The organism is Ruegeria sp. BH6 (assembly GCF_056538105.1).
In genome coordinates, this window is sequence record NZ_JBQFSR010000012.1 from 15,502 (window position 1) to 37,290 (window position 21,789).

Annotated in this window: 17 protein-coding genes; 3 read left to right on the top strand and 14 right to left on the bottom strand. The window is 57.1% G+C overall.

Annotated elements, in window-relative coordinates; all coding sequences use genetic code 11:
- Nucleotides 1–28: 28 nt before the first annotated feature.
- The 4 genes from ACR0B8_RS19240 to rfbF are packed head-to-tail and all read right to left on the bottom strand — an operon-like array spanning nt 29 to nt 3,976.
- A complete protein-coding gene (locus ACR0B8_RS19240; protein ID WP_226689876.1) occupies nt 29–907 on the bottom strand; it encodes an NAD-dependent epimerase/dehydratase family protein in 879 nt (292 codons plus the stop codon).
- Complete coding sequence (locus ACR0B8_RS19245) at nt 907–2,139, bottom strand: class I SAM-dependent methyltransferase (RefSeq protein WP_170359817.1); 1,233 nt, start codon at nt 2,137–2,139, stop codon at nt 907–909. Before ACR0B8_RS19245 ends, ACR0B8_RS19240 begins: the two co-directional genes overlap by 1 nt.
- Nucleotides 2,136–3,221: an NAD-dependent epimerase/dehydratase family protein gene (locus ACR0B8_RS19250; protein WP_217356015.1), complete on the bottom strand. Its 1,086-nt coding sequence runs from the start codon at nt 3,219–3,221 to the stop codon at nt 2,136–2,138. The genes ACR0B8_RS19245 and ACR0B8_RS19250 overlap by 4 nt, the downstream gene beginning before the upstream one ends.
- Entirely contained in the window at nt 3,203–3,976 is a 774-nt protein-coding gene (rfbF, locus tag ACR0B8_RS19255; protein ID WP_170359815.1) for a glucose-1-phosphate cytidylyltransferase, read from the bottom strand. Before rfbF ends, ACR0B8_RS19250 begins: the two co-directional genes overlap by 19 nt.
- Nucleotides 3,977–4,639: 663 nt before the next feature.
- Here rfbF and ACR0B8_RS19260 point away from each other — a divergent pair.
- Entirely contained in the window at nt 4,640–6,133 is a 1,494-nt protein-coding gene (locus tag ACR0B8_RS19260; RefSeq protein WP_226689877.1) for an NAD(P)/FAD-dependent oxidoreductase, read from the top strand.
- A gap of 80 nt (nt 6,134–6,213) precedes the next feature.
- The gene (locus tag ACR0B8_RS19265) at nt 6,214–8,181 is read left to right on the top strand and encodes a hypothetical protein (RefSeq protein ID WP_226689878.1); all 1,968 of its coding nucleotides are present in this window, start codon (nt 6,214–6,216) and stop codon (nt 8,179–8,181) included.
- A gap of 18 nt (nt 8,182–8,199) precedes the next feature.
- Here ACR0B8_RS19265 and ACR0B8_RS19270 read toward each other — a convergent pair whose 3' ends face one another.
- From ACR0B8_RS19270 to ACR0B8_RS19295, 6 genes are all read right to left on the bottom strand, one after another.
- Nucleotides 8,200–10,305, bottom strand: a complete 2,106-nt coding sequence (locus ACR0B8_RS19270; RefSeq protein WP_226689879.1) for a glycosyltransferase family 39 protein — start codon at nt 10,303–10,305, stop codon at nt 8,200–8,202.
- Between the two features lie 8 nt (nt 10,306–10,313).
- A complete protein-coding gene (locus ACR0B8_RS19275) occupies nt 10,314–11,657 on the bottom strand; it encodes a glycosyltransferase family 87 protein (RefSeq protein WP_170554093.1) in 1,344 nt (447 codons plus the stop codon).
- Between the two features lie 211 nt (nt 11,658–11,868).
- On the bottom strand, nt 11,869–12,801 hold the full coding sequence (locus ACR0B8_RS19280; protein WP_226689880.1) for a sulfotransferase domain-containing protein: 933 nt from the start codon (nt 12,799–12,801) through the stop codon (nt 11,869–11,871).
- Nucleotides 12,785–13,807: a glycosyltransferase family 2 protein gene (locus tag ACR0B8_RS19285; protein WP_226689881.1), complete on the bottom strand. Its 1,023-nt coding sequence runs from the start codon at nt 13,805–13,807 to the stop codon at nt 12,785–12,787. The genes ACR0B8_RS19280 and ACR0B8_RS19285 overlap by 17 nt, the downstream gene beginning before the upstream one ends.
- Nucleotides 13,807–15,300, bottom strand: a complete 1,494-nt coding sequence (locus ACR0B8_RS19290) for a hypothetical protein (RefSeq protein WP_226689882.1) — start codon at nt 15,298–15,300, stop codon at nt 13,807–13,809. Before ACR0B8_RS19290 ends, ACR0B8_RS19285 begins: the two co-directional genes overlap by 1 nt.
- Complete coding sequence (locus ACR0B8_RS19295; protein WP_413247499.1) at nt 15,297–16,301, bottom strand: UDP-glucuronic acid decarboxylase family protein; 1,005 nt, start codon at nt 16,299–16,301, stop codon at nt 15,297–15,299. Before ACR0B8_RS19295 ends, ACR0B8_RS19290 begins: the two co-directional genes overlap by 4 nt.
- 626 nt (nt 16,302–16,927) lie before the next feature.
- Here ACR0B8_RS19295 and ACR0B8_RS19300 point away from each other — a divergent pair.
- Complete coding sequence (locus tag ACR0B8_RS19300; RefSeq protein ID WP_170359798.1) at nt 16,928–17,473, top strand: VPLPA-CTERM sorting domain-containing protein; 546 nt, start codon at nt 16,928–16,930, stop codon at nt 17,471–17,473.
- Between the two features lie 64 nt (nt 17,474–17,537).
- Here the strand turns inward: ACR0B8_RS19300 and ACR0B8_RS19305 are convergent, their stop codons facing one another.
- Genes ACR0B8_RS19305 through ACR0B8_RS19320 form a run of 4 tightly spaced genes read right to left on the bottom strand, consistent with a single transcriptional unit; the run spans nt 17,538 to nt 21,737 of the window.
- Entirely contained in the window at nt 17,538–18,422 is an 885-nt protein-coding gene (locus tag ACR0B8_RS19305) for a glycosyltransferase family 2 protein (protein WP_170359796.1), read from the bottom strand.
- The gene (locus tag ACR0B8_RS19310; RefSeq protein WP_226689883.1) at nt 18,403–19,227 is read right to left on the bottom strand and encodes a CpsD/CapB family tyrosine-protein kinase; all 825 of its coding nucleotides are present in this window, start codon (nt 19,225–19,227) and stop codon (nt 18,403–18,405) included. Before ACR0B8_RS19310 ends, ACR0B8_RS19305 begins: the two co-directional genes overlap by 20 nt.
- A 31-nt stretch (nt 19,228–19,258) precedes the next feature.
- On the bottom strand, nt 19,259–20,800 hold the full coding sequence (locus tag ACR0B8_RS19315; RefSeq protein ID WP_226689884.1) for a GumC family protein: 1,542 nt from the start codon (nt 20,798–20,800) through the stop codon (nt 19,259–19,261).
- A 1-nt stretch (nt 20,801) separates the two neighbouring features.
- Nucleotides 20,802–21,737, bottom strand: coding sequence for an ExeA family protein (locus ACR0B8_RS19320; RefSeq protein ID WP_226689885.1), 936 nt, complete (start codon nt 21,735–21,737; stop codon nt 20,802–20,804).
- Nucleotides 21,738–21,789 lie beyond the last annotated feature (52 nt).

Below are 21,789 nucleotides of genomic sequence, written 5' to 3' on the forward strand. Positions count from 1 at the left end.
GACTGCTTGCGAAGAACAGGTGCGCGTTTCATCCCGGTTCCTTTTTGGCCCCCAGAATCCGGGCCACCCCCGAGACGATATCATGGTGCGGCGCAAATCCGGCCTCGTCCCGCAGCCGGGTCACGTCTGCCGCCAGCCGATCCGGGTCGTCCGGTGCGCGCGCGATGGCACCCAGCCGGATCAGGTCGGGGTGATGCATCTGGTTTGCGACCTCTTCAATCAGGTCTCGCACCGGGATTGCGGTACCGCTGGCAACATTGACCGCGCCGGTCACATCGGTTTCCAGCAGCCGTAACAGCGCGCGGGCCAGATCGTCCACATGCAGGAAATCCCGCTCCTGCAGCCCGTCGGTACAGTCCACCGGCTGACCGGCCCGCAGGTTTGAGATCAGATCGCCAAGCAACCGTCCCGGCGGCTCACCTGATCCGTAAACAAAAAAGATACGCGCCCAGACCAGAGACAAGCCAAGCGCATCCTGTCCCTTACACAGCGCCAGACCGGTCCCGGCCTTGGCTGCCCCATACAGGGTGCGGGGTTGGAGGGGGCTTGTTTCGGTCAGCTCCGCAACTGACCAGTCATATTCAGCGCAGCTTCCGGCGCAGACCGCGCGCTGGCCGCCTGCGCGCGCGAAGCCCCGCACCAGATGCAGTGTGGCCGCCATCCAGTCCAGATTGGCCCCAGAGGTCCAGCGGTCGCGCGGTCCGTCATGCCACGCCAGATGAACCAGATGGCTGGCGCGGGCTGTTTCAAGGGCTTTGGTCGTCGCATCGGGGTCCAGCAGATCGCAGGGGATGTCGCTGGCCGGGTTCCGGCCCAGCGTCACCACCTCATGGCCCGCCTTTGTCAGAGCCGCGGCCGTCGCGCGCCCGATCAGGCCGGTTGCGCCGGTCAGCAGAACCCGTGCCATCAGCTGATCCTGACCTCGGGCACGGCAGTTGCGAACCGGGTCCCGTGGGCTTTGAGGTCGGCCAGCTGATCCGTGACTTCCTCGCGGATATTCCACGGCAAGATCAGCACGTAATTGGGTGGTGCCGCGCGCAGCGTCTCGACCCCGTGCACGGGGATATGGCTGCCAGGCAGCAGGGTGTTCTGCTTGGCCGGGTTACGGTCGACGCAGTAGGAAATCAGATCGGGGCCGATCCCGGCATAGTTCAACAGCGTGTTGCCCTTGGCTGCGGCACCATAGGCGGCGATGGTGTCGCCGCGGGCTTTAACCTCGCGCAGGAAGGCGAGTAGCCCGTCGCGCAGCGCCTCGACCTGACCGGTGAAACCCATATAGCCTTCGGGCCGATCAAGTTGTGCGGCCGCTTCGTCGGCGCGGACCTTTGCCACACCAATACCTTCGGGATGGTTGGCACCTTCGAGACAGGCATAGACCCGCAGTGATCCGCCATGGGTCGGCAGTTCCTCGACATCGAACACGCGTAGGCCCGCCTTGGCAAAGATCTTCTCGACCGCCAGCAGCGACAGGTAAGAATAATGCTCGTGATAGATCGTGTCGAACTGCACGCTTTTGATCAGGTTGAGAAGATGTGGAAACTCGACCGTGTAAACCGCATCATCTGACAGTAGGGTGGCGATGCCGGCAACGAAATCGTTGATGTCGGGCACATGCGCCAGAACATTAGCCGAGGCGATCAGCGACGGAGGTTTCTCGGTTTCAGAAACCTTTTGGGCCAGCGCCTCGCCAAAGTAGTCGACCAGCGTGCGCACACCTTTCTCCTCAGCGGCAGCAGCTACATTGCCCGATGGCTCGATCCCCAGCACCGGGATGCCCTGTTCGACGAAATACTGCAGTAGATACCCATCATTCGAGGCGATCTCGATCACCAGATCATCCGGCCCCAGATCAAGTCGGGCGACCATCTTCTGGACATAAGCCTTGGCATGGGCCAGCCAGCTATCCGAATAGCTGGAGAAATAGGCGTAATCCGCATTGAATATCTCATCCGCCGGCACCGCATCTTCGACCTGAACCAGATAGCAGCCGTTGCAGACCCAAGCGTGCAGCGGATAGCGCGGACAGGCTGTATTCGCGCGTTCGGGTGGGACGTAGGAATTGGCCAGCGGTGAAAGCCCCAGATCGACCAGTGTCTGGGTCAGGGTTGCGCCACAGCTCCGGCAAACGGGGTGTGTCATTGCGGCATCCTCCAGCGCAGATCCTCGCTCAGCGTGCCATTGCGGATATGCTCTTCGAGCGCCTTCAGCCGCATCAGTGGCGAGGACCTGAAATCGACATCTCCAAAACTGATATCGTTCAGCAGTTGCAGCAGATCCCGGATGGTGCCTTCAAGCGTCTGAACCGGCTGATACGCGGGGGCCAGTTGGCTGTAGAGCGAAAAGTCGACCTTGTACGACCGGTTGTCGGGCGAGGCATCGGGATTGATCGAATAGCTGGCGCCCGGAACCGCATTGGCCACTGCCTGCGCAAGATTGCGGATCTGGTAATTCCATACATCCGACCCGGCATTGACCGCCAGCCATTGGCCACCGGCCTCTTCGGTCCGGGTGATCGCCCAGTCGATGGCCCGCGCCATGTCGCGCACGTCGATGAGCGGCCGCCACGGGCTGCCATCGCTCAGCACGGTGATCTTGCCGGCGGTGACCGCGCAGGCGGCAAAATCGTTCAGCACCAAATCCAGCCGCAGCCGGGGCGACGGCCCGCAGGCGGTGGCAAAACGCAGCGCGGTGCGCAGCATCCCCGGCGTGTCCATGGCCGCCAGCGCCCGTTCGGTCCCGATCTTGCTGCGGGCATAGGCGGTCAGCGGGTTCAAAGGTGCATCCTCGGAGCGGGCATCGCCCTCGGCAAAGCCATAGACCGAACAGCTGGAGGCGAACACAAAGCGCGACACCCCCGCCTCGGCGGCCAGATGCGCCGCCTGAACAATGGCGTCCTGATTGATCTCGGTGGTGACGGCTTCGAACCGCGCGCCCATCGGATCGTTCGAGATGGCGGCCAGCGCAACAACCGCATCGGCCCCCTGAAACAGCCAGGCGTCAATGTCACGAATATCAGCGATGATCTGCTGGTTCAGATATCGTTCGGGCCAAGCGTCATGTGTGGTCAGCCGGTCCGAGAAAAACCCGGGATCAAGGCCGATCAGATTGGCGTTGGGATAGGATTTCCGCAAGTTCGCAGCCACGACCGGGCCAATATAACCCAGATTGCCAAGCAGTATGATTTTCGGAGCGGAACCCAGCGTCATTCCCAGACCTTCCATGGAGCATTGCCTTCCTGCCAGCGTTCCTCGAGCTGACGACGATCGCGGAGCGTGTCCATTGGCTGCCAGAAGCCGTGATGGCGGAAAGCCATCAGGTCGCCCTCTGCAGCCAGTTTTTCCAACGGATCGCGCTCCCAGATTTCCAGATCCCCATGCAGCAGTTCACCGACCGAGGGGTGCAGCACGAAGAACCCGCCATTGATAAAGCCGCCGTCGCCGCCCGGCTTTTCGGCGAAACGTTCGATCTGGTCACCGGCCAGTTCCAGCGCGCCAAAACGCCCCGGCGGCACAACCGCAGTCAGCGTCGCACGTTTGCGGTGGTTCTTATGAAACGCGACCAGTGCACGGATGTCGACATTGCCGACCCCGTCCCCGTAGGTCATGCAAAAGGCCTCTTCATCCTTGAGCAGATGCATGACCCGGCGCAGCCGCCCGCCGGTCTGGCTGTCTTCGCCGGTATCGACCAGCGTCACCCGCCACGGTTCCGATCTGCTGTTTGCAATCTCAAGCTTGCCATTGGCCAGATCGACCGTCACATCCGAATTGTGCAGAAAGAAATTCGCAAAATATTCTTTGATTACATAGCCTTTGTAACCCAGACAGACGACGAAATCGGTAATTCCATGGGCCGCATAAATTTTCATGATGTGCCAGAGGATGGGCCGCTCGCCGATCTCGACCATGGGTTTTGGTATTCTAACGGTTTCTTCGCTGAGCCGGGTGCCCAAACCGCCGGCCAGAATAACGCACTTCATAAAATTGCTCCCTTTGCAATAAGGGGTCAGTCATCAATCATAAACGACGAGCCTTGGCCAGCCATGACCTTGTTCCCGGCAAACATCCAAGCGCAGTAGGCGGAAGCACCATGCCCATGTCAAGATTCACCGGGCAGCGAAGTTCGGGGGGTTGGGAATTGCACCCGAACTGATCCTGATGGGCGTACAATGCGGGGAAGTTGATCGCATTGTTGATGCGGGTTTCCGACCGGTGGTCGGACGGATTTTCACCCTTGCCGCTGCTTGGGCAACCCTCTGGGTGCGCAGGGGGAACACGGCTTTGAGGATCATTCCCTATATGCTTACCGGGCTGTCGGAAAGGTCGCTCCTGCCACCCTTGGTGTGGTAAAAATAAGCCTTGCAACTCAAGCTGTTGAACAGTGCCGGTGGATGCCCTGCCAGTGAACCCGCTTATGGATCGGGTAACCCGCCGGTATCCGCTTTGGCGGGAAAACAGGCATAGGTTATGCGGTGATTTTTTACGGGGCCATCGGCCCGGCCCGTGCGCCATTTTTTCTGCACGCGCTGGCCGCATGAAAATCCCGCGTTCAATATTTAAGCGGCCTGTGAGGATTTTGTTGTGAATCGATGTTATCCTCTTATAGCTTAATGTTAGTTTTTTTGAGTACGGGTGTTAGTTATTTGCAAAAAGATACCGTTCCTGTCGTAATTATCGGTGGCGGGCCTGCCGGGTTGACTGCAGCCCACGAGCTCCAGAAACTTAGTGAGACGCATGTTCCTCAGGTCTACGAGGCCTCGGACATGGTTGGCGGCATTTCACGCACCGAAACCCATAAAGGCTATCGTTTCGACATAGGTGGCCACCGGTTTTTTACAAAAGTGCGCGAAGTCGAAGACATGTGGCACGAGGTGATGGGTGACGATTTCATCACCGTGCAGCGTCTAAGCCGAATTTTCTATCGCGGTAAATTCTACGATTACCCGCTGCGCATCTTCAATGCCCTTGGCAACATAGGCCCCTATGAGACCTATAAGATCATCGGCAGCTTTGTAAAATGGAAGATCCGCCCAAAAAAACAAGAGGATACCTTTGAAGAATGGGTGATCAACCGCTTTGGCGGGCGGCTTTATATGCATTTCTTCCACAGCTATACCAAAAAGGTCTGGGGTATCCCGCCGTCCGAAATTCGGGCGGACTGGGCTGCGCAGCGGATCAAGAACCTGTCATTGCCCAAGGCGGTCTGGAATGCAATTTCTGGTGCCAACGACACCGCCAGTCTGATTGAGGAATTCCAGTATCCGCGCCTGGGCCCCGGCATGATGTGGGAAAAAACCCGTGACTTAATCCGGGAAAAGGGTGGCACGGTTCAGACACATTCCGAAGTGGTCCGGGTGAACCTCAACGGCAACCGGGTCACCTCGATCGATGTGCGCCATTGGGACGAAAGCGGTGACAAAACGACCGAGCGGGTCGAAGGCGAAGAGTTCATCAACTCAATGGCCGTGCGCGACCTTATCCATGCGTTTGATCCGCCGCCGCCGCCAGAAGTCATAGAGGCCGCCGATCGCTTGAGATATCGCGATTTCCTGATCGTGACCCTGATGCTGGATCATGCCGACCCGTTCCCGGATAACTGGATTTACATCCACAGCCCCAAGGTCAAGGTCGGACGTATCCAGAATTTCCGCGCCTGGTCCAAGGAAATGCTGCCCGATCAGAACACTTCGTCCATCGGGATGGAGTATTTCTGCCAGAAGGGGGACGGGCTGTGGTCGTCTTCCGATGAGGAGCTCCGGGAACTTGCCAGCCAGGAACTGGAACAGCTGGGCCTGGCCAAGGCTACCGATGTCATAGACTTTAGCGTGATCCGGCAGCCCAAGGCCTATCCGGTCTATGATGGCGAATACAAGGAAGCGCTGGATACTGTAAGCGATTGGCTGAAGACGCTTGAGAATTTCCAAACCGTCGGGCGCAACGGCCTGCACCGGTATAACAACCAGGACCATTCGATGCTGTCCGCCATGTATGCGGCCCGCAATATCATGGGCGAGGAAAACGACGTCTGGGATGTCAATGTCGAACGGTCCTATCACGAGGAATTCGAGGCAAAGCCGAAAAAGAAAACCTCTGAGACAGCGTTAGAGAAAGGAAGCCGTACTCGAATGAGCGGGTGAGCTTCGGGGCTCACCTGTCTGTGCAGGAGTTTTTGGGGGATCAGCCTCCTGAGTTTCGAAACGACGGATTGACCGGAACCGTGAAGCAATTTCGATATCTTGTCTTGCTGGCAATTCTGGTCTGCATTGTCTGGAGTGGACAGGATATCGCGGGCCCGATTGCGGCAAAGGCCGCGTTCGCAGACGGGCCGTCGCCCTATTTCATCGCCAGCGATGCGCTGTTTTTGTATGTTTGGGTCCCTCTGGTGGCCGTGTCGGCCTCAGTACTTATTCTCGCCCCCGGTCTGCTATTGGCGCTGGGTATTGCCCAGCCCGAAGACCGTTTCGAACATGTCCTGCTAAAAGGATTTACGCTTTCCCTCTTCGGCGTGTCAACGCTTGCGGCCATCGTGCAGGCTATCAGCGGCATTCAGATGGCGGGAACGGCCTTTATCCTGCTGACCGCACTGCTTTGTCTGCCCGGGATCGGTTTAATCCTTGGAAAGCCAGCGCCGGAACTCTTCCGGGGCCGGAGGTGGGATGTGGCCGGTATGGTTCTGCTGCCCCTGCTGGCTTTGCTGTTGCTAACGCCCAAATTTTATTGGGAATCGCTCAACGATGATGGGGCGCATAGTTTACTGAGCGCGACCCTGTTCATCACCCGTGGCCTGCCGTTCTGGCCCCCGGATTCAGGTCCGCTGACCAGCTATCCGAACCCGAAAATGATGACCGAGGTTTTCCTGCAATCCAGCTTTATTCGGGTGTTTGGTTCGTCCGAGGCCGCCCTTCGGTTTGCGTATCTGCCCGGCGTGTCGGTTTTGTTCGGCGTAACGCTAGCCTTTATCCGTGCACCGGATAACCGCACGACCGTGTGGTCTGTTTGCGGGCTGGGCGGGGGCTTGCTTCTGTTTTCTTTCGCGATGGCGTTTAACCCATCCTACAACCCGTATTTTGCCGACATCGCCATGCCGATGACGCGCGAGCCGCTTATCCTGCTTGGGGTGTTGGGCTACATCCTGTTCTTCTGTGACAAGAAATTCGGCTGGATGGCGGGTGTTTCAACACTGGCGCTTTGCACGGCACCGAACGGCATTCTGCTGATCGGGTTCTTCCTTATGGCGCATCTGCTTTTGGGCCGGTTCCAACCCATCAAGCAGGTGATCCTGGGTGGCCTGATTGCTCTGGCGGTTCTGATGCTGACCTCTTTGGCCATGGCCGTGCTGGAAAAAACGGGCCTGACAGGTGTTTCCGGCGAATTCAGCACAGGGGCCATTCTGCGGCGTCTGCGCTATGTGACGATATTCGATACACATCGGTTCTTGTTCTGGCTGTTGCCCTGCGGGATTTTCCCCGGTCTGACGCTGTTGGCGTGGCGCTGGCAGGACACGCTGTCCAGAACGCTGACGCTGATGACGGTGGCCTATGTGCTGTTCTTCTACGTGCAAGCCTATCGCATTCTGCCGCATCATTTCGCCCCGGTGATTTTGTTGCCGTTGATCGTGTTCTGGCGATTGCGCCCGGTTCAGGCTGCCCCGGCCCCGGCATTTGCACTGGCGCTGGCGGGTCTTGCCTGCGGTGCCTGGCTCAGCTGGCCCGAGACACTACGCCCCTTTACCGTGACCCGGGATCTGGGGCAGCGCATTGCGATTGAAATCGAAGCCGATCCGTTTTTTGACCTTGATGAGATCCGGGTCACGCCGACCCTGATCCGGAATGCCTTTCCCCCGGTCTGGTCCGACGCCGAGTTGCAGGACCAGTACGTGGCGGGAAGCGTCTCGGTCTATATCTATGCGCGGGGGCCGGTTCCGGCTGGCGTTACGCCCAACTATTTTGTCCGCATGGAATCCGAGCCTCTGGCGGCTGGTGAAGCAGTGCTGGGTGACGCTCTGGACGGCAGAGTTCTGGTGACAAACCATTTGCCCGCCTATGAGGCGGACTTTCGCAATGCGGATGCCCCGGTCAGCATTGCGCCTGCGTACCAGGTGCCGCTGGAAACGATTTTTGGCCGCGGCGCTCAAAGCGGTTCGCGTCAGGTCTGGGATATCGCCAAGCTGTTGGGGCTCAGATAGCCGGGGCGGGCAAGGTGCCTATTTCCGATGAAAGGTCTCTTCGCGCTCGTCGTAGTACAGGACGGGGCGCCCCGGAAAGGCGTTGATCACGGCCTCATTCGCGTCGTCCCCCAGATTCTTGGCGTAGACCGGTTTGTCCAATGGGAACCACGGATCATTGAAGAACAACGCCGAGGCGAGTTGGCTTCTGAGTTTAACAAGGACAAGCGGTTGAGCTGTGCCTTCCGTTTCGGGTAGCACGACAGAACGGTAGTGATCATCATAGGTACGATGGTCGTGATATCTTGTGACGCCCCGGTAGGACAAAAAAACCGTCACGGAAAACAAACATAGAATAAGAAGCACGGCATTCAGTTTGCCCGCTGCTGATGAAAGACCGACGGCTTCCAGCCGGGTGCCGGTTTCCAGAAACCCTTTGGTGCTCAGCAACACCAGAGGCGCGATCAACATGAACCAGTATCGGGGTCCTACGTAGAAGCTGGCGACAAACCAATACAGGGCGTGCGCGCCTGCGACTACGATAATGATCGTAAGCATCATTCGGTCTGTTGCATCGACCCGCCCATAGATCAGCAGAACCCAGACAAAGACCAGAGACCCGATCCCCCAACCCATGAAATCGGTATGCAGAGCGCTGATATTCGTCAGTGTGTTGATCAAGCCTTCGAACAGGGAATGCTCGTGCGGGCGCAGTTCCATGTGGCCCCAGCCTTCCGGTGCGCCTATGTTCTGGCCGAACCCAAAGGCGTTGGAGCCATCGATCCAGACCCGGTGATAATAATCCGACAATGTTGTCAGCAGCGGGTCGCCGGTGAAGTAGTAATTGTAGAAGAAGATCAAGCTTCCGGTTGCCACGCATCCCGCGCTGTAGCTGATCACGGTCAGGGGATGGCGCAAAACACCTCCGTGCCATAGCAGAAACAGACCCGTCAGAATTCCAAGTAGCAGGCCGTCGAGATTGCGCGTCAAAAACAACCATCCCAGCGACAACCCGGCAATGAAGACCAGTAAAACGGCCCGTTTCAATTCACCTTCTTCGGCGCGCAGGATCAAAAGCCACGCGAGCAAAAGCAGAAACAGCGCGAATGTATGGGCCATCAGGGATGCGGACATTGCAATAAACCAGGGGGAGGTCGCCAAGATCAGAATGCTGATGCTTGCTGTGCGGGCATTCGTTAACCGCTGCACCACGCCTTGCGCCAGAAAGATGGACGCAACGCCCAGAAGCGGGTTCACCAGCCACGGCGCCCCTAGAAGAACCCCCAATGCCAGCATCGCAGGCCAGCCGGGCGTGAAAGCCGATATCCAATACCCGTCATGGTGATCGAGCAGGTAGTGCTCAAACGCCTCTCGGGGCCCCTCTGGCAAAGCGGGTACATACAGGGCCCCACCTGCATAGGTCTGGGCCTGAAACATGTAGGCAAGCTCATCCTGAACATGAGGAACCCGCTCAAAGGCGAACCATTCCAGTATCAGCGTCGCAGTCAGAAAGACGGCCGCCATGCAACCCGCCCATCGCCAGCCCGTTGGCATTTTCAAGCCTCTGGGCAAGGTGGCCGCGATTGCAATCACCGTCACCAGATTGATGAGCACAAGGATCAGGCCCGCAGCAAGCTGGATGAAATAGACGTCGATTTCGTTCAGGCGCAGATGGTTGAGGATCGGTACGGTGAACGCGCCGCTGAGCAAAAGGAACAGAGCGGTGCGCATTGAACCCAGAGCGCCGATAACCTGCGAGACCTTGTTACTACCTGAATGCTTGGAAAGTACAAAAGCCGCAATGCCGGCCTGCCCCAAAATTATGGCGTACATCGCCATTTCGATTGCCGATCTGGGCGGCAGGCGAAGTGCGGGGTACCAAAGCGGCTGCGTCACATAAAGCTGCGATGCCCCACCCACAAACAGAAGCAACACCATCAAACCTGGCAGCGTCAGATCCCACAGCACAAAAAGGGAAAAGATGGTCAGAGACAGCGCCACCATCAGCACCCACCAATGCGCCAGATCGCGAACGCCAGACAGCGCACCCTGTGCAGAAATGGCGAATATCAGCCCTGCGGCCAGCCCGGCAAAAGCAGCAAGCATAATGCGCCACAGTCGTGACGGCGCGGGCGATGAGTTCATAAAGGCGGTCATGCGCGTGAAGGCTGGTTTGAAGCGTTGGCGTTCTCTCTGTTCAGTTGCAGAACAGTGTCGATAACCGCCACCAGAAACAGCAAGGCGCCGATGGTCGCCAAACGCGAGCTTGGAAAAATCTCGACCCCTTCCACATGAAAGGCCCAGATACCGGCAAGGTTTTCCGATCGCCAGATCAGCAAGGCGCCAAGCCCCGCAAACACGATGCTGATGGCCCGCCCCCTGAAGAGCAGCGCAAGCGGCGCGGCCAGCAGCACAAAGTCATAAATATGCAGCGGGGCCAGCGCGACGATAGCTGCGCTCGCCAATCCGAAAACCTGCCAGGTATGTTCATTGGCGTCGCTGGCCCGCGTCAGCCGGGTGGGGCCGTAACACAGCGCCAGAATGATCGCGAGCGTGATGATCGTTGCAGCAGAACTGCCGACATCAAGACCTGTCACTTCCCATATGATCAGCCGGAGGCCCGTCATGGATTGCGGAAGGTTGGCAATTGTAAAGCCGTCATAGGCGGCCAGATTGCGGAAGAAATCCAGAATGGTGCTGGGGGCGGTGACAAGCGATGGCAGTGTCAGAAGGGCCGAAAGCAGAATGGCCATCAGAACCACTTTCCGGGAATGCGCATCGAACAGCAGGTACAGAACCACAAAGGGCGCACCGATCTGCGGCTTGAGCAATACCAGCGTCAACCCGACGGCTTCGAAGAAGATGCGCCCGCTGACGCGGCTCCATAGCATCGCGGCAATACCAAGCCCTGCGACCAGCGTTGTCTGGCCAACAGAAAACAGGATCGCCGTTGCTTCGAGGATTGCCAGAAGAAAGAACAGCACGCTGAAGAGGGGGACATAGATCTGCCTTCCGGTGAAATCAGCAAGCATCTGACTGCGCTCGGGAAAGGCGGTTGTGAAGGCGCTGGTCAGCAGGCAGCAAATTGCAATGACAATGGTAAGGCCAAAAATATTCCAGACGACATTTGCTGTGTTCAAATCCAGCGCACCCAAAGGCGCGGCAAACACCCACCATGTCGGTGGGTAGGGCCATAGTTCCGGGATATGTCCGGTATCTATATTGGTTTCGCCATGCGCCAGATACGCAGGCCCGTAGGGGTTTATGCCAGCATGCCACATGTCGCCGGCTACCCAGATGAACCGGAAATCATACCCTGCGGGCAGGGTAGACAATTGTGTGATTTTCAACAGCAGGTAAGCCATTGCCAGGGCGCACATGAGCAGCGAAAGACAAAGAATTATACGCCGTGCCAGAACAGGGCTCATGAACAATCGGCGCGGTTCACTGTCTGGTGTCATTTGCGACGAGGCTGTTGCTCTGTCAATTTCGTCCATGAAAAACCGTCACTATTAAACCACCCTTGCCCGGCAAAAAAATTACGATCAACCGCGTAACGGGCTAAAAAACACAGAGCCTATCCTAAAGCATGTTGCTCAAAATCAAAGTATTGTCGGTTGCGTGCGACCAGAAATTCAAAGCACTCAGTGCTGCATGTACATTCCCTGGATTTTGGAAAAATTGTTGCCACCCGGCTAACTCACCCGGTCAGGTCCGCCAGATGCTCAGGTCGCGATCCAGAAGGTGTTCGAGGTCTTCGATTTCCTGCAGCAACCTCTCACGCAGGATCGCGCGTGCGCGGTCTGGCATTTCCACCTCGCGTTTGAGGTTGAATTGGGACAGGCGATCCCTGATTTTCCAGCGCAGTTCCTGTGACATGACACGGGCGATCATTCCGGTGATCGGGTTGGGTTTCATCAGGAAATCCTGAAACAGACGGCTGCGCGGCACGCCGCCGGCATTTACCCGCGATGACAGGTCAGATTGGAAGCTTGTATCGGCCCCGATGAATGCAGTGATGCTGTCGATGACGTCTTTCGGATCGTCCTGAAATTCTTCATAGGTTCGGATCAGGAATTGATTGCGATCGAACAGTTCGAAATAGCGCGACAATTGCTGTGCATAGAGCGGAAAGCGCGAATACCCAAACAGGGGTTGCCAACCTGCGGCAAGCCGTTCGTTTTCGGCGTCCAATGCAGCGGAAAAATCCTCGAGCGGTTCGATCCGTTGCTTTACCGCATAAAGGTAATGGGACAAGGCCTGATCTATTGGATTTCGCAGAATAACCACCATACGCACCCGGGGAATACGGCGATGAATGCGTTCAGGCGCCTTGGGTGCATAAAGATATAGCGGGGATGCTTCTCCGCAGACCGCCTCCACTGGCGCATGGGAAAACAGAGTTTGATAGTCGGCGATCTGCGTGACCGAGTTGTTGACATAGTCCGCGCCCGGCCCAGAGAAATTCAAGGCTTCGCCCTCGAAGGCAAAGAAATTGGGCTCTTTGGCTGATGGCATAAAGATACTCGGGTTTTGCCGCAGATGGCTGTACAGCGCCGTTGTACCGGCCCGCGCGGCGCCAAGGATTAGGAAATCCGGCATCCGTGCTGCGGAGCCCAAAAACTCAGTTTCGGGTGACATGGAGTTTCTGCTTTTGCCCCAGAACGTGATATTCGAACAGGCACCAGACATAAACCGCGGCCGAATAGACGTAGTAGACTTGGTGATACAGCAGGCATTTAAAGGCAAACCACGCCCCACCATGCCCGGCCATCGTGCGCACCAAATCGAAATTTGCAACCAAAGCCGCCACAAGCAGCAGTAAGGGCAGGGGCCAAGTGCCCGGCCAGACGGGCAGGGCCAGAACCGACAGCAGCAGCAAACCCGCAATCGCGGCTCGGGCCCGTTCGGCCATCGAGGTGTTCAGATCGTCTGTCAGCCCTTCCCGCGAGATCATCAGCCGGGCCCAGGGCAGGGCGCGGCAATAGATGTCCGTGCTGAGGCTGTTGCGCATGGTCCAGACCTTCAAATGCTTGCCCTGCAATTGCGGCTCAACAAGAATACGGTATCCGGCATTGGCAATCCGATACCCCAGCTCGATATCTTCAATCGAGGGGACTTCATAGGTTTTTACGTCGAACCCGCCGACCTCAAGGAAGACATCACGCCGGATTGCGCCGCATCCAGCCCAGAAGGTCCGGGCCTCGCGTCGCGCGCGCTGATGGTGGTAGCGGTGCAATAGGTTTTTATAGCGCGAGAACCAGGACTGCCCGTCCGGCGCATCGTCATACGAGCCGAAGACAGCCGCGACATTGTCCTCGGACATGGCGCGGCGGATATGTTCCGGTCCGTCAGGCCAGGCGATGACGTCGGAATCGACGAACCATAGTATATCACCCGTGGCGTGCTGTGCGGCTAGGTTGCGTGCCGCGCCCGGCCCACCATTGACGGGCGTTGTCAGGACCGACGCCCCCATCTCGCGCGCAAGCGCGGCCGTGCCGTCAGGGGATTGATCATCCACAACCAGAACCTGCTGTACCTGACCGGCATTCAGCAACTTAATCAGGGGAGTCAGAACGCGGGGCAACAGATGCTCGGCATTGTAGGCGGGCATCACGACACTGATGGACAGAGATTGATCCGACATCACAAATCCCTTTCGGTAACGACACGCGGGGCTGCGGACCACCTTACGACAAGAAGAAAGGCCGCGGTGAATGGCAATAACCACATCACGCGCGCGCCATAGCGGTCCGCCGGCTGTGATACGCCGCCACAAACCAGCGCGTTGACCGCAATTCCAATTAGGATGAACAGGGCAAACAGCTTGATGTCCCGCGATACGCTGCGCGGTATCAGCAACAGAACCACAATGGTTACAAATGATGCGGCGTAGACGGTGCCATGCAGAATATCGACCGCCTCGATCCACCCGCGATCTTTCGACAACAGGCCGCCCTGAATCAGATTCTGCTCATCGTCGTCCAGCCTGGCAAGATGACGGGCATTGTCCAGCGCCTGTTCCGTCGGGATTGTCATCCAAATGCTGTCGCGCAGAATTTGGCGATAGCCATTCTCGGCCAGTGCCAGTGTTGTGGCAATGGGCCGGGAAAGGAAAACTGCCTTGGCGAAGTCACGCTGGGCCAGCGCAACGTTCTTTCGGTCTTCCGCTGTCATGAGCCGGAATGATCCAAGCCTGGGGGAGCGCTCAAAAATGATATGCGATACCGTCAGTCGATAGGGATCATCAGACCATGAAAGCGCCTCGTGCAAGGCACAGGTCGGTACATCTTCGTTCGGGCAGACCTCGTCCAAGTAGTCCATACCTGGCCCGTCAACAATCAACCGCGCGGTGATGTGAGGTGTGTAGACGACCTCTTTATCTGTTCTGGTTTCCACGGCGATCTGAAATGCTTTGCGTTCGACGACGGCAATCGCGAGAATCATTAAAACCAGCATCACTGCCCGCCAGCGTCCTGGTGTCTTAACGCTTAGGGCGGCCAGGATGACAAAAGGCACCATAAGCCCTGCAATAGCCAGATGTGACGGGTGTGAAATGACGGAAAACACAGCCAGCGCGGTCAGCAGCAACAATTCCCAAACCTGCATGGACCGGCCGAATGCTGTTAATATTGCTATAACGATCAGCAGAACCGGCGCGAATATGTCCGGCATCATGTAGGCGATGTAAAAAGGCAATGAGGTGATGGCTGCAATCAGCAGTGGCACTGCAGTCAGCAGCGTCGTGTTACGGGATTCTTCCAGGGACTTATTGGCCGCGCGCGCCAGCAGCCATACAGCCAGCAATACGCTCGCCAGATGAAAGAACGAAATGGCGGTAAGGGCACTGGCGCGAAAAAAGATAGCCATGACAATGCCGTATATCAGCGACCGAGAGCCGGTGGCTGTACTGTCCTGATCAGCGCGGATCCCTCCTGCCGCATCGCCACCCTCGTTAATAGTCGGCAGAAAAGTGTTCAGCGCCACGTTGCCCTGTCGGATGTAACTGCCGGTGTCATAATAGTAGAGAGGGCCGCCATTGATCAGCAGCACTGACAAGCAAGCAATTACGGCCACGGCAAGCAGCAGGAATGGGCTAACCCTCCAAGTCGATTTATCAGAGGGAACCGATACGTTCATCTCCGTTCTACAGCGTTCTCCGCTGCCACAGCTATGCGCTGAAAATAAGCAATGGTGGCCTTCAGCCCATCCTCCAGCGCTACCTGCGGAGCCCAGCCCAGCTGTTCCCGGGCGCGGGTAATATCCGGCTGGCGCTGGATCGGGTCGTCTTGCGGCAGAGGGCGCATCACCAGTTCGGATTTCGACCCGGTCAGGCGGATCACGGCTTCGGCCAGTTCGCGGATGCTCATCTCGACTGGATTGCCAAGATTGATCGGCCCGGTGACGTCATCGGGGGATTCCATCAGTTTGATCAGCCCGTCGATCAGATCGGATACGAAACAGAAGGATCGGGTCTGACTGCCATCGCCGTAAATGGTGATCGCCTCACCGTTCAGAGCCTGCATGATGAAATTGGACACCACACGCCCGTCATCGGGGTGCATGTTCGGCCCGTAAGTGTTGAAAATCCGCGCCACTTTGATTGGCAGGTTGTGCTGGCGGTAATAGTCAAAGAACAACGTCTCAGCACAGCGTTTGCCTTCGTCATAGCACGAGCGCGGCCCGATCGGATTGACGTGACCAACGTAGTCCTCGGTCTGCGGATGGATTTGCGGGTCTCCATAAACCTCGGATGTCGAGGCCTGCAGGATGCGCGCGCCAATCCGCTTGGCCAGGCCCAGCATGTTGATCGCCCCGTGCACCGCCGTCTTGGTCGTCTGCACCGGATCGTGCTGGTAATGGAAGGGCGAGGCCGGACAGGCCAGATTGTAAATCTGATCCACCTCTACATAGAGCGGAAAGGTCACATCGTGGCGCATGACCTCGAACCGGGGATTGTTCAGCAGATGGTACAGGTTCCCCCTCCGCCCAGTGAAAAAGTTATCGGCGCATAAAACCTCGTGCCCCTGTTCCAGCAGGGCTTCACACAGGTGCGAGCCCAAGAATCCGGCGCCTCCTGTTACCAGAATCCGTTTGGCGTTCAGATGCATATCGTTGTGGTCAAAATCAGACGCGTTCATCAGCGTTCTCTGCAGTTAAGTCCCGACCGGCATTAGCGCGTATCAGTTTTTTAAAAACGGCCGGACACTACAAACGAATAAAATACAGAATTCGGCTGCAAAATTGAGTGCCCGCACTCAGTATGTACATCTTGTCCGACGCTACACGAAGTTTTTGGGGCGACGAAGGATAAATATGAAAGCGTTGCGGATTTCATGATTTTTTTTCCGTAGGATGCAGCCCTCGGAACCCGCTGCTGACGGAGAGTGCAACAATTCGGGAATCGCGCCGATATTGTTTTGACGGCGTCAAAAGACGCTGCGCGAAAGAGGTCGGATTCTTTGAATAGGTGCGAGCAGCGCAAGTACTGGGATTTACCGGCACGGTTGTACCCGATTGCTGCGGGAATAGGGTGGTGAGCCAAGCACACATGGCGAAATGTCGTTCACGATAGGGCAACAGTGCCCGTATAAATCGGCCATTGGGGGCTAAGGCCACATAAGAAAACACAAAAAAAACATATTGATGCTAAAAACGCTCGCGTCCAAGTGACAAATTATGTAGTTGTTAAGTAAGTGTTAACGGGTGCTGCCGAAGGCAAAGACATTCAGTGCGCCATAATTAATGAGTTACGAGGGTGGAATAGATGCTTAAATCCTTAAAGGCGATGGCGTTCGCTTTGGCAGCCGCCGTATTGATGACCGGAACGGCAAGCGCCGTGACAACGGTGACAACCGGCGCAGGTCCTTACGACATCACGTCCGACAACCTTTTCATCGGCACAGCAACAAGCCCGGGTGGCCCGGGTAGTTATACAGTCGATTTCTTTTCGCCCGTTGATCCGCTGGGCGGGAAGGCAAACGCGTCGGTTACGATCAATGTGTTTGGCCTGTTCACCGGTCTGACCATGAGCTGGGTCGACACGGCCAATCCCGGCGGTGTGCCATTTGCCACGGCTGCGATCCTGGGCAACGGCTTCCAGACGACGCTCAACACACTTTTCAGCAGCGCAAGCACCAGCCTGAACCAGACCCTGGTGTTCTCGTGGGCGTCTTCGGCCACTCCGACAAATGGCGGGGAGATTGGGTTTGACTTTGACGTTGCTGCGGTGCCGCTGCCTGCCGGAGGTGTGTTGCTTCTGACCGCGCTTGGCGGGCTGGGCCTGATGCGCCGCCGCAAGATTGCGGCCTAAGAACAGCTTCATAACAGATGTTATGGTAAAAGGGTCGATGCACGGCCCTTTTTTCGTGTCCGGGTCAGATTTTGCCGCCGATCGCCTGCCGCAGCATCCAGATCATGCGCGTGCACCTTAACCGGATCAGCGTCACGACAGCCTTCAGGGTCTCACCCGGTGACACCAGTTTGCGACTTGCCAGAATTTTAGGAGTATGCACCACCGCGCTGGCGGGCATGGCCAGACCGCGAAGGGCCCATCGCAGGCGTGCGGCCAATCCGCCGCCGTTCAACTGATAGGCTTCCTGCGTTGTCCGCCGCCATTTGGTCTTGAGCGCGGGCCAGTCCTGCCGCGACGGATGGCTGACCTTGAACCGGTCTTCATAGATCAGAGAATACCCGCGCGACACCGCCCGCATGGTCCATTCCCGATCTTCGGACACGCCATTGATGAACCCGCCAATCGCATCAAACACATCGCGTCGGGTCAGCAGGTTGCCCGCACCGGAAAATCCCTGAACTTCGATATATCTGCGGAAGTTGAAGGCAAAAACAGCCTCAAACGCCTCGGCACCGCTGCGTGGTGGCGGGGTTTCGTCAAAAACATCGACCCGTCCCCCGATCAGATCGGCCCGGTTTGCAATCTCGCGGCCGACCGTCAGCCAGTCAGACTCGGGCACACAATCGGCATCGATGAAAAACAACCGCTGCGCCGTGGTTTCGGCCACGCCCCTGTTGCGAGCATGGGCTGCGCCCTTTTGGGATTCGGTTATAAACCGAACCTGTGGAAAGGCCTGGCTTATCCCATCCAGCGAGACCGGTGAGGCATTGTCCACCACCATGATTTCGGTGTTGGCGATGTCATTTTCCATCAACGCCCGCAGGCAGCGCTTGAGCCTGGGAAGATCGTTGTAATGGGGAATTATGACAGCATCTGCCGGACCCGGATCAGTAAGAGCCGTACTCATAGCCGAAAGCCTCGCTGATATAGCGGCATTTGGTCAGCACGATGCCCATGACCTTTGTCAGTTCCGCCAGCTGCTGTTCGGCCACATCGATATGGTCGATGCTGGTTTCCTCGGCCGCACCCAACAGCAGGGCGCAGTCAACGTTCTTCAGAAACCCGTGGCTGTCGTCGCTTGCCATCAGCGGTGGGGTATCGAACAGCATGATATCCGGCTGATACTCTTCCTCGATCCGTTCCAGCGTTTCGATCATTGCCCGGCTTTGTAAAACCTCGGCCGGATTGCGTGTCGAAGAGTAATTCAGCCCGAAGATGACATTCTGACCATGGCGCAGCGCATGCTGCTGAAACGCGATGTTTCCGTGAATAACATCGGCCATACTGTAATTGCCCGTCTGGCGCAGGATCTCGGCCAGCCCCATGCGCCGCATGTCAAAATCGATGACAATCGTACGCAGGTCCTTCTGTCGGCCCAGGCTAAAGGCCAGATTGGCGGCCGCCGTGCTTTTGCCGCAGCCGCTATAGGGAGAGGTCAAAGCCACGCGACGCCAGCCGTTGGACTGAATCTGCTGCAGCATCTTTGTCCGCAACATGTCATAGGGCGCGGCCTCGGCTCCGCCATGATAGGCAATCAGGCGATTGCGCGTAATCAGGTGCTGGTCAATCTGCAACTCGGGCAGAGCATCCCAGGTCCCGCCCCGGTTTTCCGGTAGAACTGGCTGCGGTGCTTCGGGCGGCACGGGCGGTTCTGTCTGGCGGCTTGCGCGCTCATCGCGGGCTTTGCGAATTGCCTCCTGAAGACGGTCCATTACGTCCTATCCAATCCTGTAGAAGCAAAAATCACCAATAAACCTCCAACTTGTCGATCACTTTTTCAGCGATCAGATCCAGCGGTAAATAATAGGTATGTACGGCCCAGACCGCTGCGGGAACGCCGATCATAATAGCCATGATCACCATGATCCAGGCGACCCGGCGCCGGATTATCTCGCCACGGGAGGGCGCATAGGGAATGGTGGCTATCGGCCAGACATCTAGCTTGTTGATCAGGTCTTCGGGCCGGCGCACGGATCGGTTCAGAAGCTCCAGCAGCACAACTAGGGCCGTGCCCAGCAAAATCCCAAAGGCAATGCCGCCTGCGGCAATGAACATGCGGTTGGGTTTGGTCGGCGAACTTGGTGCCACGGGATATTCGATCACTGAAATGCGCTGACCTTGCGAGGTCACTTCGATCCGCTCACCGGTCGATGCTGCGGCCAAACGGTCGACAGCGTTGTTGTACTGGGCCTGGATGTTGTCATGATCCCGCTGCAGTTCCGCCAGCGTGATCGCGTTGGCCGGAGTCTGATCGATGGTCAGCGTCAGCTTGGCAAGGCGATCCGCAATCGAAACGCTCTGATCCTCCAGCGCTGTGATCTCGGAATCAAGCTGGGCCAGTTGCAGATCCACTGACGAGTTCCCCGTCTGAGGGTTGACCGGTGCGGTATTGGCCACCTGCTCGGCGGCCACCGTTTTTTCCAACTGCGCGATTCTGGCCCTCAAGAGTTTGATTTGCGGATTGACTTCCGAATAGATCGCAAGCTTTGCGTCAAGCTCGCGTCGCAACTGCTCCAACTCCAACTGCGCAGATGTCTGGGTTTGCGGAGCTACGTTACTAATCTGGCCGGTCGAATTGTAAATCTCCAGTAGATTCTCCCGCTGGCTTTTTTTTGCAAAAATCTGCTGATCCGTTTGTTCTAGATTGGTCTGCAATGCCCCTTGTTGTGCCAGCCGGAACTGCAGGCTGCTTGGCAAGGCACCGGAGTTCTCTCTTTCGAATTCCAGAATGCGGGCGCTTCGCTTATCCAATGCATTGCCAAGGCGCTCCACTTCCTGCTGGAAAAAGCTCAGCGTGTCCGATGCGCGCCCTTTGCGGTAAGATACGTCGAGCTTCTGGATTTCTGTCAGATATTCATTGAGCACGCCGGCGGCAATTTGACCGGACCTGGCCTCAAAAGAAATGCTCATCAGGCTGGCTTGGTTCAGGCCCGAGTTGATGCGGATATCTGTGTTCGCCCGCATCGCATCTACGATTTGATCCGGAGATGCGTCGTCCTGATTGTCCAGAACCAGCTGCTTTCGCGCGATATCCAGAAGGACCGGCCGTGTAAGCAGACGTTGTTCAACGATCTGCAACTGTTCGCCGGCCGAGGTATTGACTGTGCTGGCCGCAAGGTTGCCCGGAATCTGCGGCGATTCAACGATCAGCCGCATCTGCGACACATATGTCGAAGGCAAGCTCATCGCGATGATGACGGACGTCACCGAAACAACCAGCGCCACAACAAGGAAATATGGGAGCCGCCTCAGAAAAATGGAAGAATAGTAACGAACCGGACCCATTTCAGCCTATCAGCTCCTTCTCAAGCGAGTTGCCACCAAAGAACACACCATCCTCGACCACCTGATTGACGACGCCTTCATCCACCTTGTCCGCTTCACTTGTCCAGGCGTAGAGCAGGGCGAAATCACAAAACTGATTCACAAGACGCGGCACACCGCGTGTCTGCTGGAAAATCATCTTGCAGGCGTTTTCCGTGAACTCTTCGCCCGAGCCGCCGGCGATCTTCATTCTGTGTTTAATATAGCGTTCGACCGAGGCCTCATCCATTCGTTCCAGATGAAAACTTGCGGTCACCCTTTGCGTCAGCTGGCGCATCTTGGGATCCATGACCAAATCCCGCAATTCGGGCTGCCCAACCAGAACAAGCTGGATCAACTCGTCCGTATTGGCATTAATATTGGTCAACATGCGGATTTCTTCTAATCCCTCGACCGTCAGGTTCTGCGCCTCGTCAAAAATCAGAACCACACGCCGCCCTGCGGCATACTCCGAGACAAGAAAATCCTGCAGCGCCCGGAACAGCTGTACATAGGCCGCATCTTTTTCGATCGGCAGGCCCAATGCGTGCAGCACCCACTGCAACAACTCTCCGCGCCCGCCCTGCGCGTTCGAGATCAGCCCAACCGTAATCTCCTGCTGCATTTCGCTCAGAAGGTGCTGAACCAATGTTGTTTTTCCGGCACCAATTTCACCCGTCAGTACCGTGATCGGCGCGCAGCTCATGATGCCGAATTGCAGGACAGAATAGCCGCGCTTGTGCAGCGGAGACCAATACAAGAACCCGGGGTCCGGAAGCAGCGTGAAAGGGCGCCGGTCCAGCCCAAAGAATTCTAAATAAAACCCGTCATTGGACGCCATTGCACCACGGTTGCCTTCCGCCTTGTCAAACCCTGTACTGGCCCCCCGGAGATTACCCAAACCCATACTCTGAACCACCAGAAACCTCTTACTCAACGAGCATATCACATAAATCTAAAGTACCTGGGCA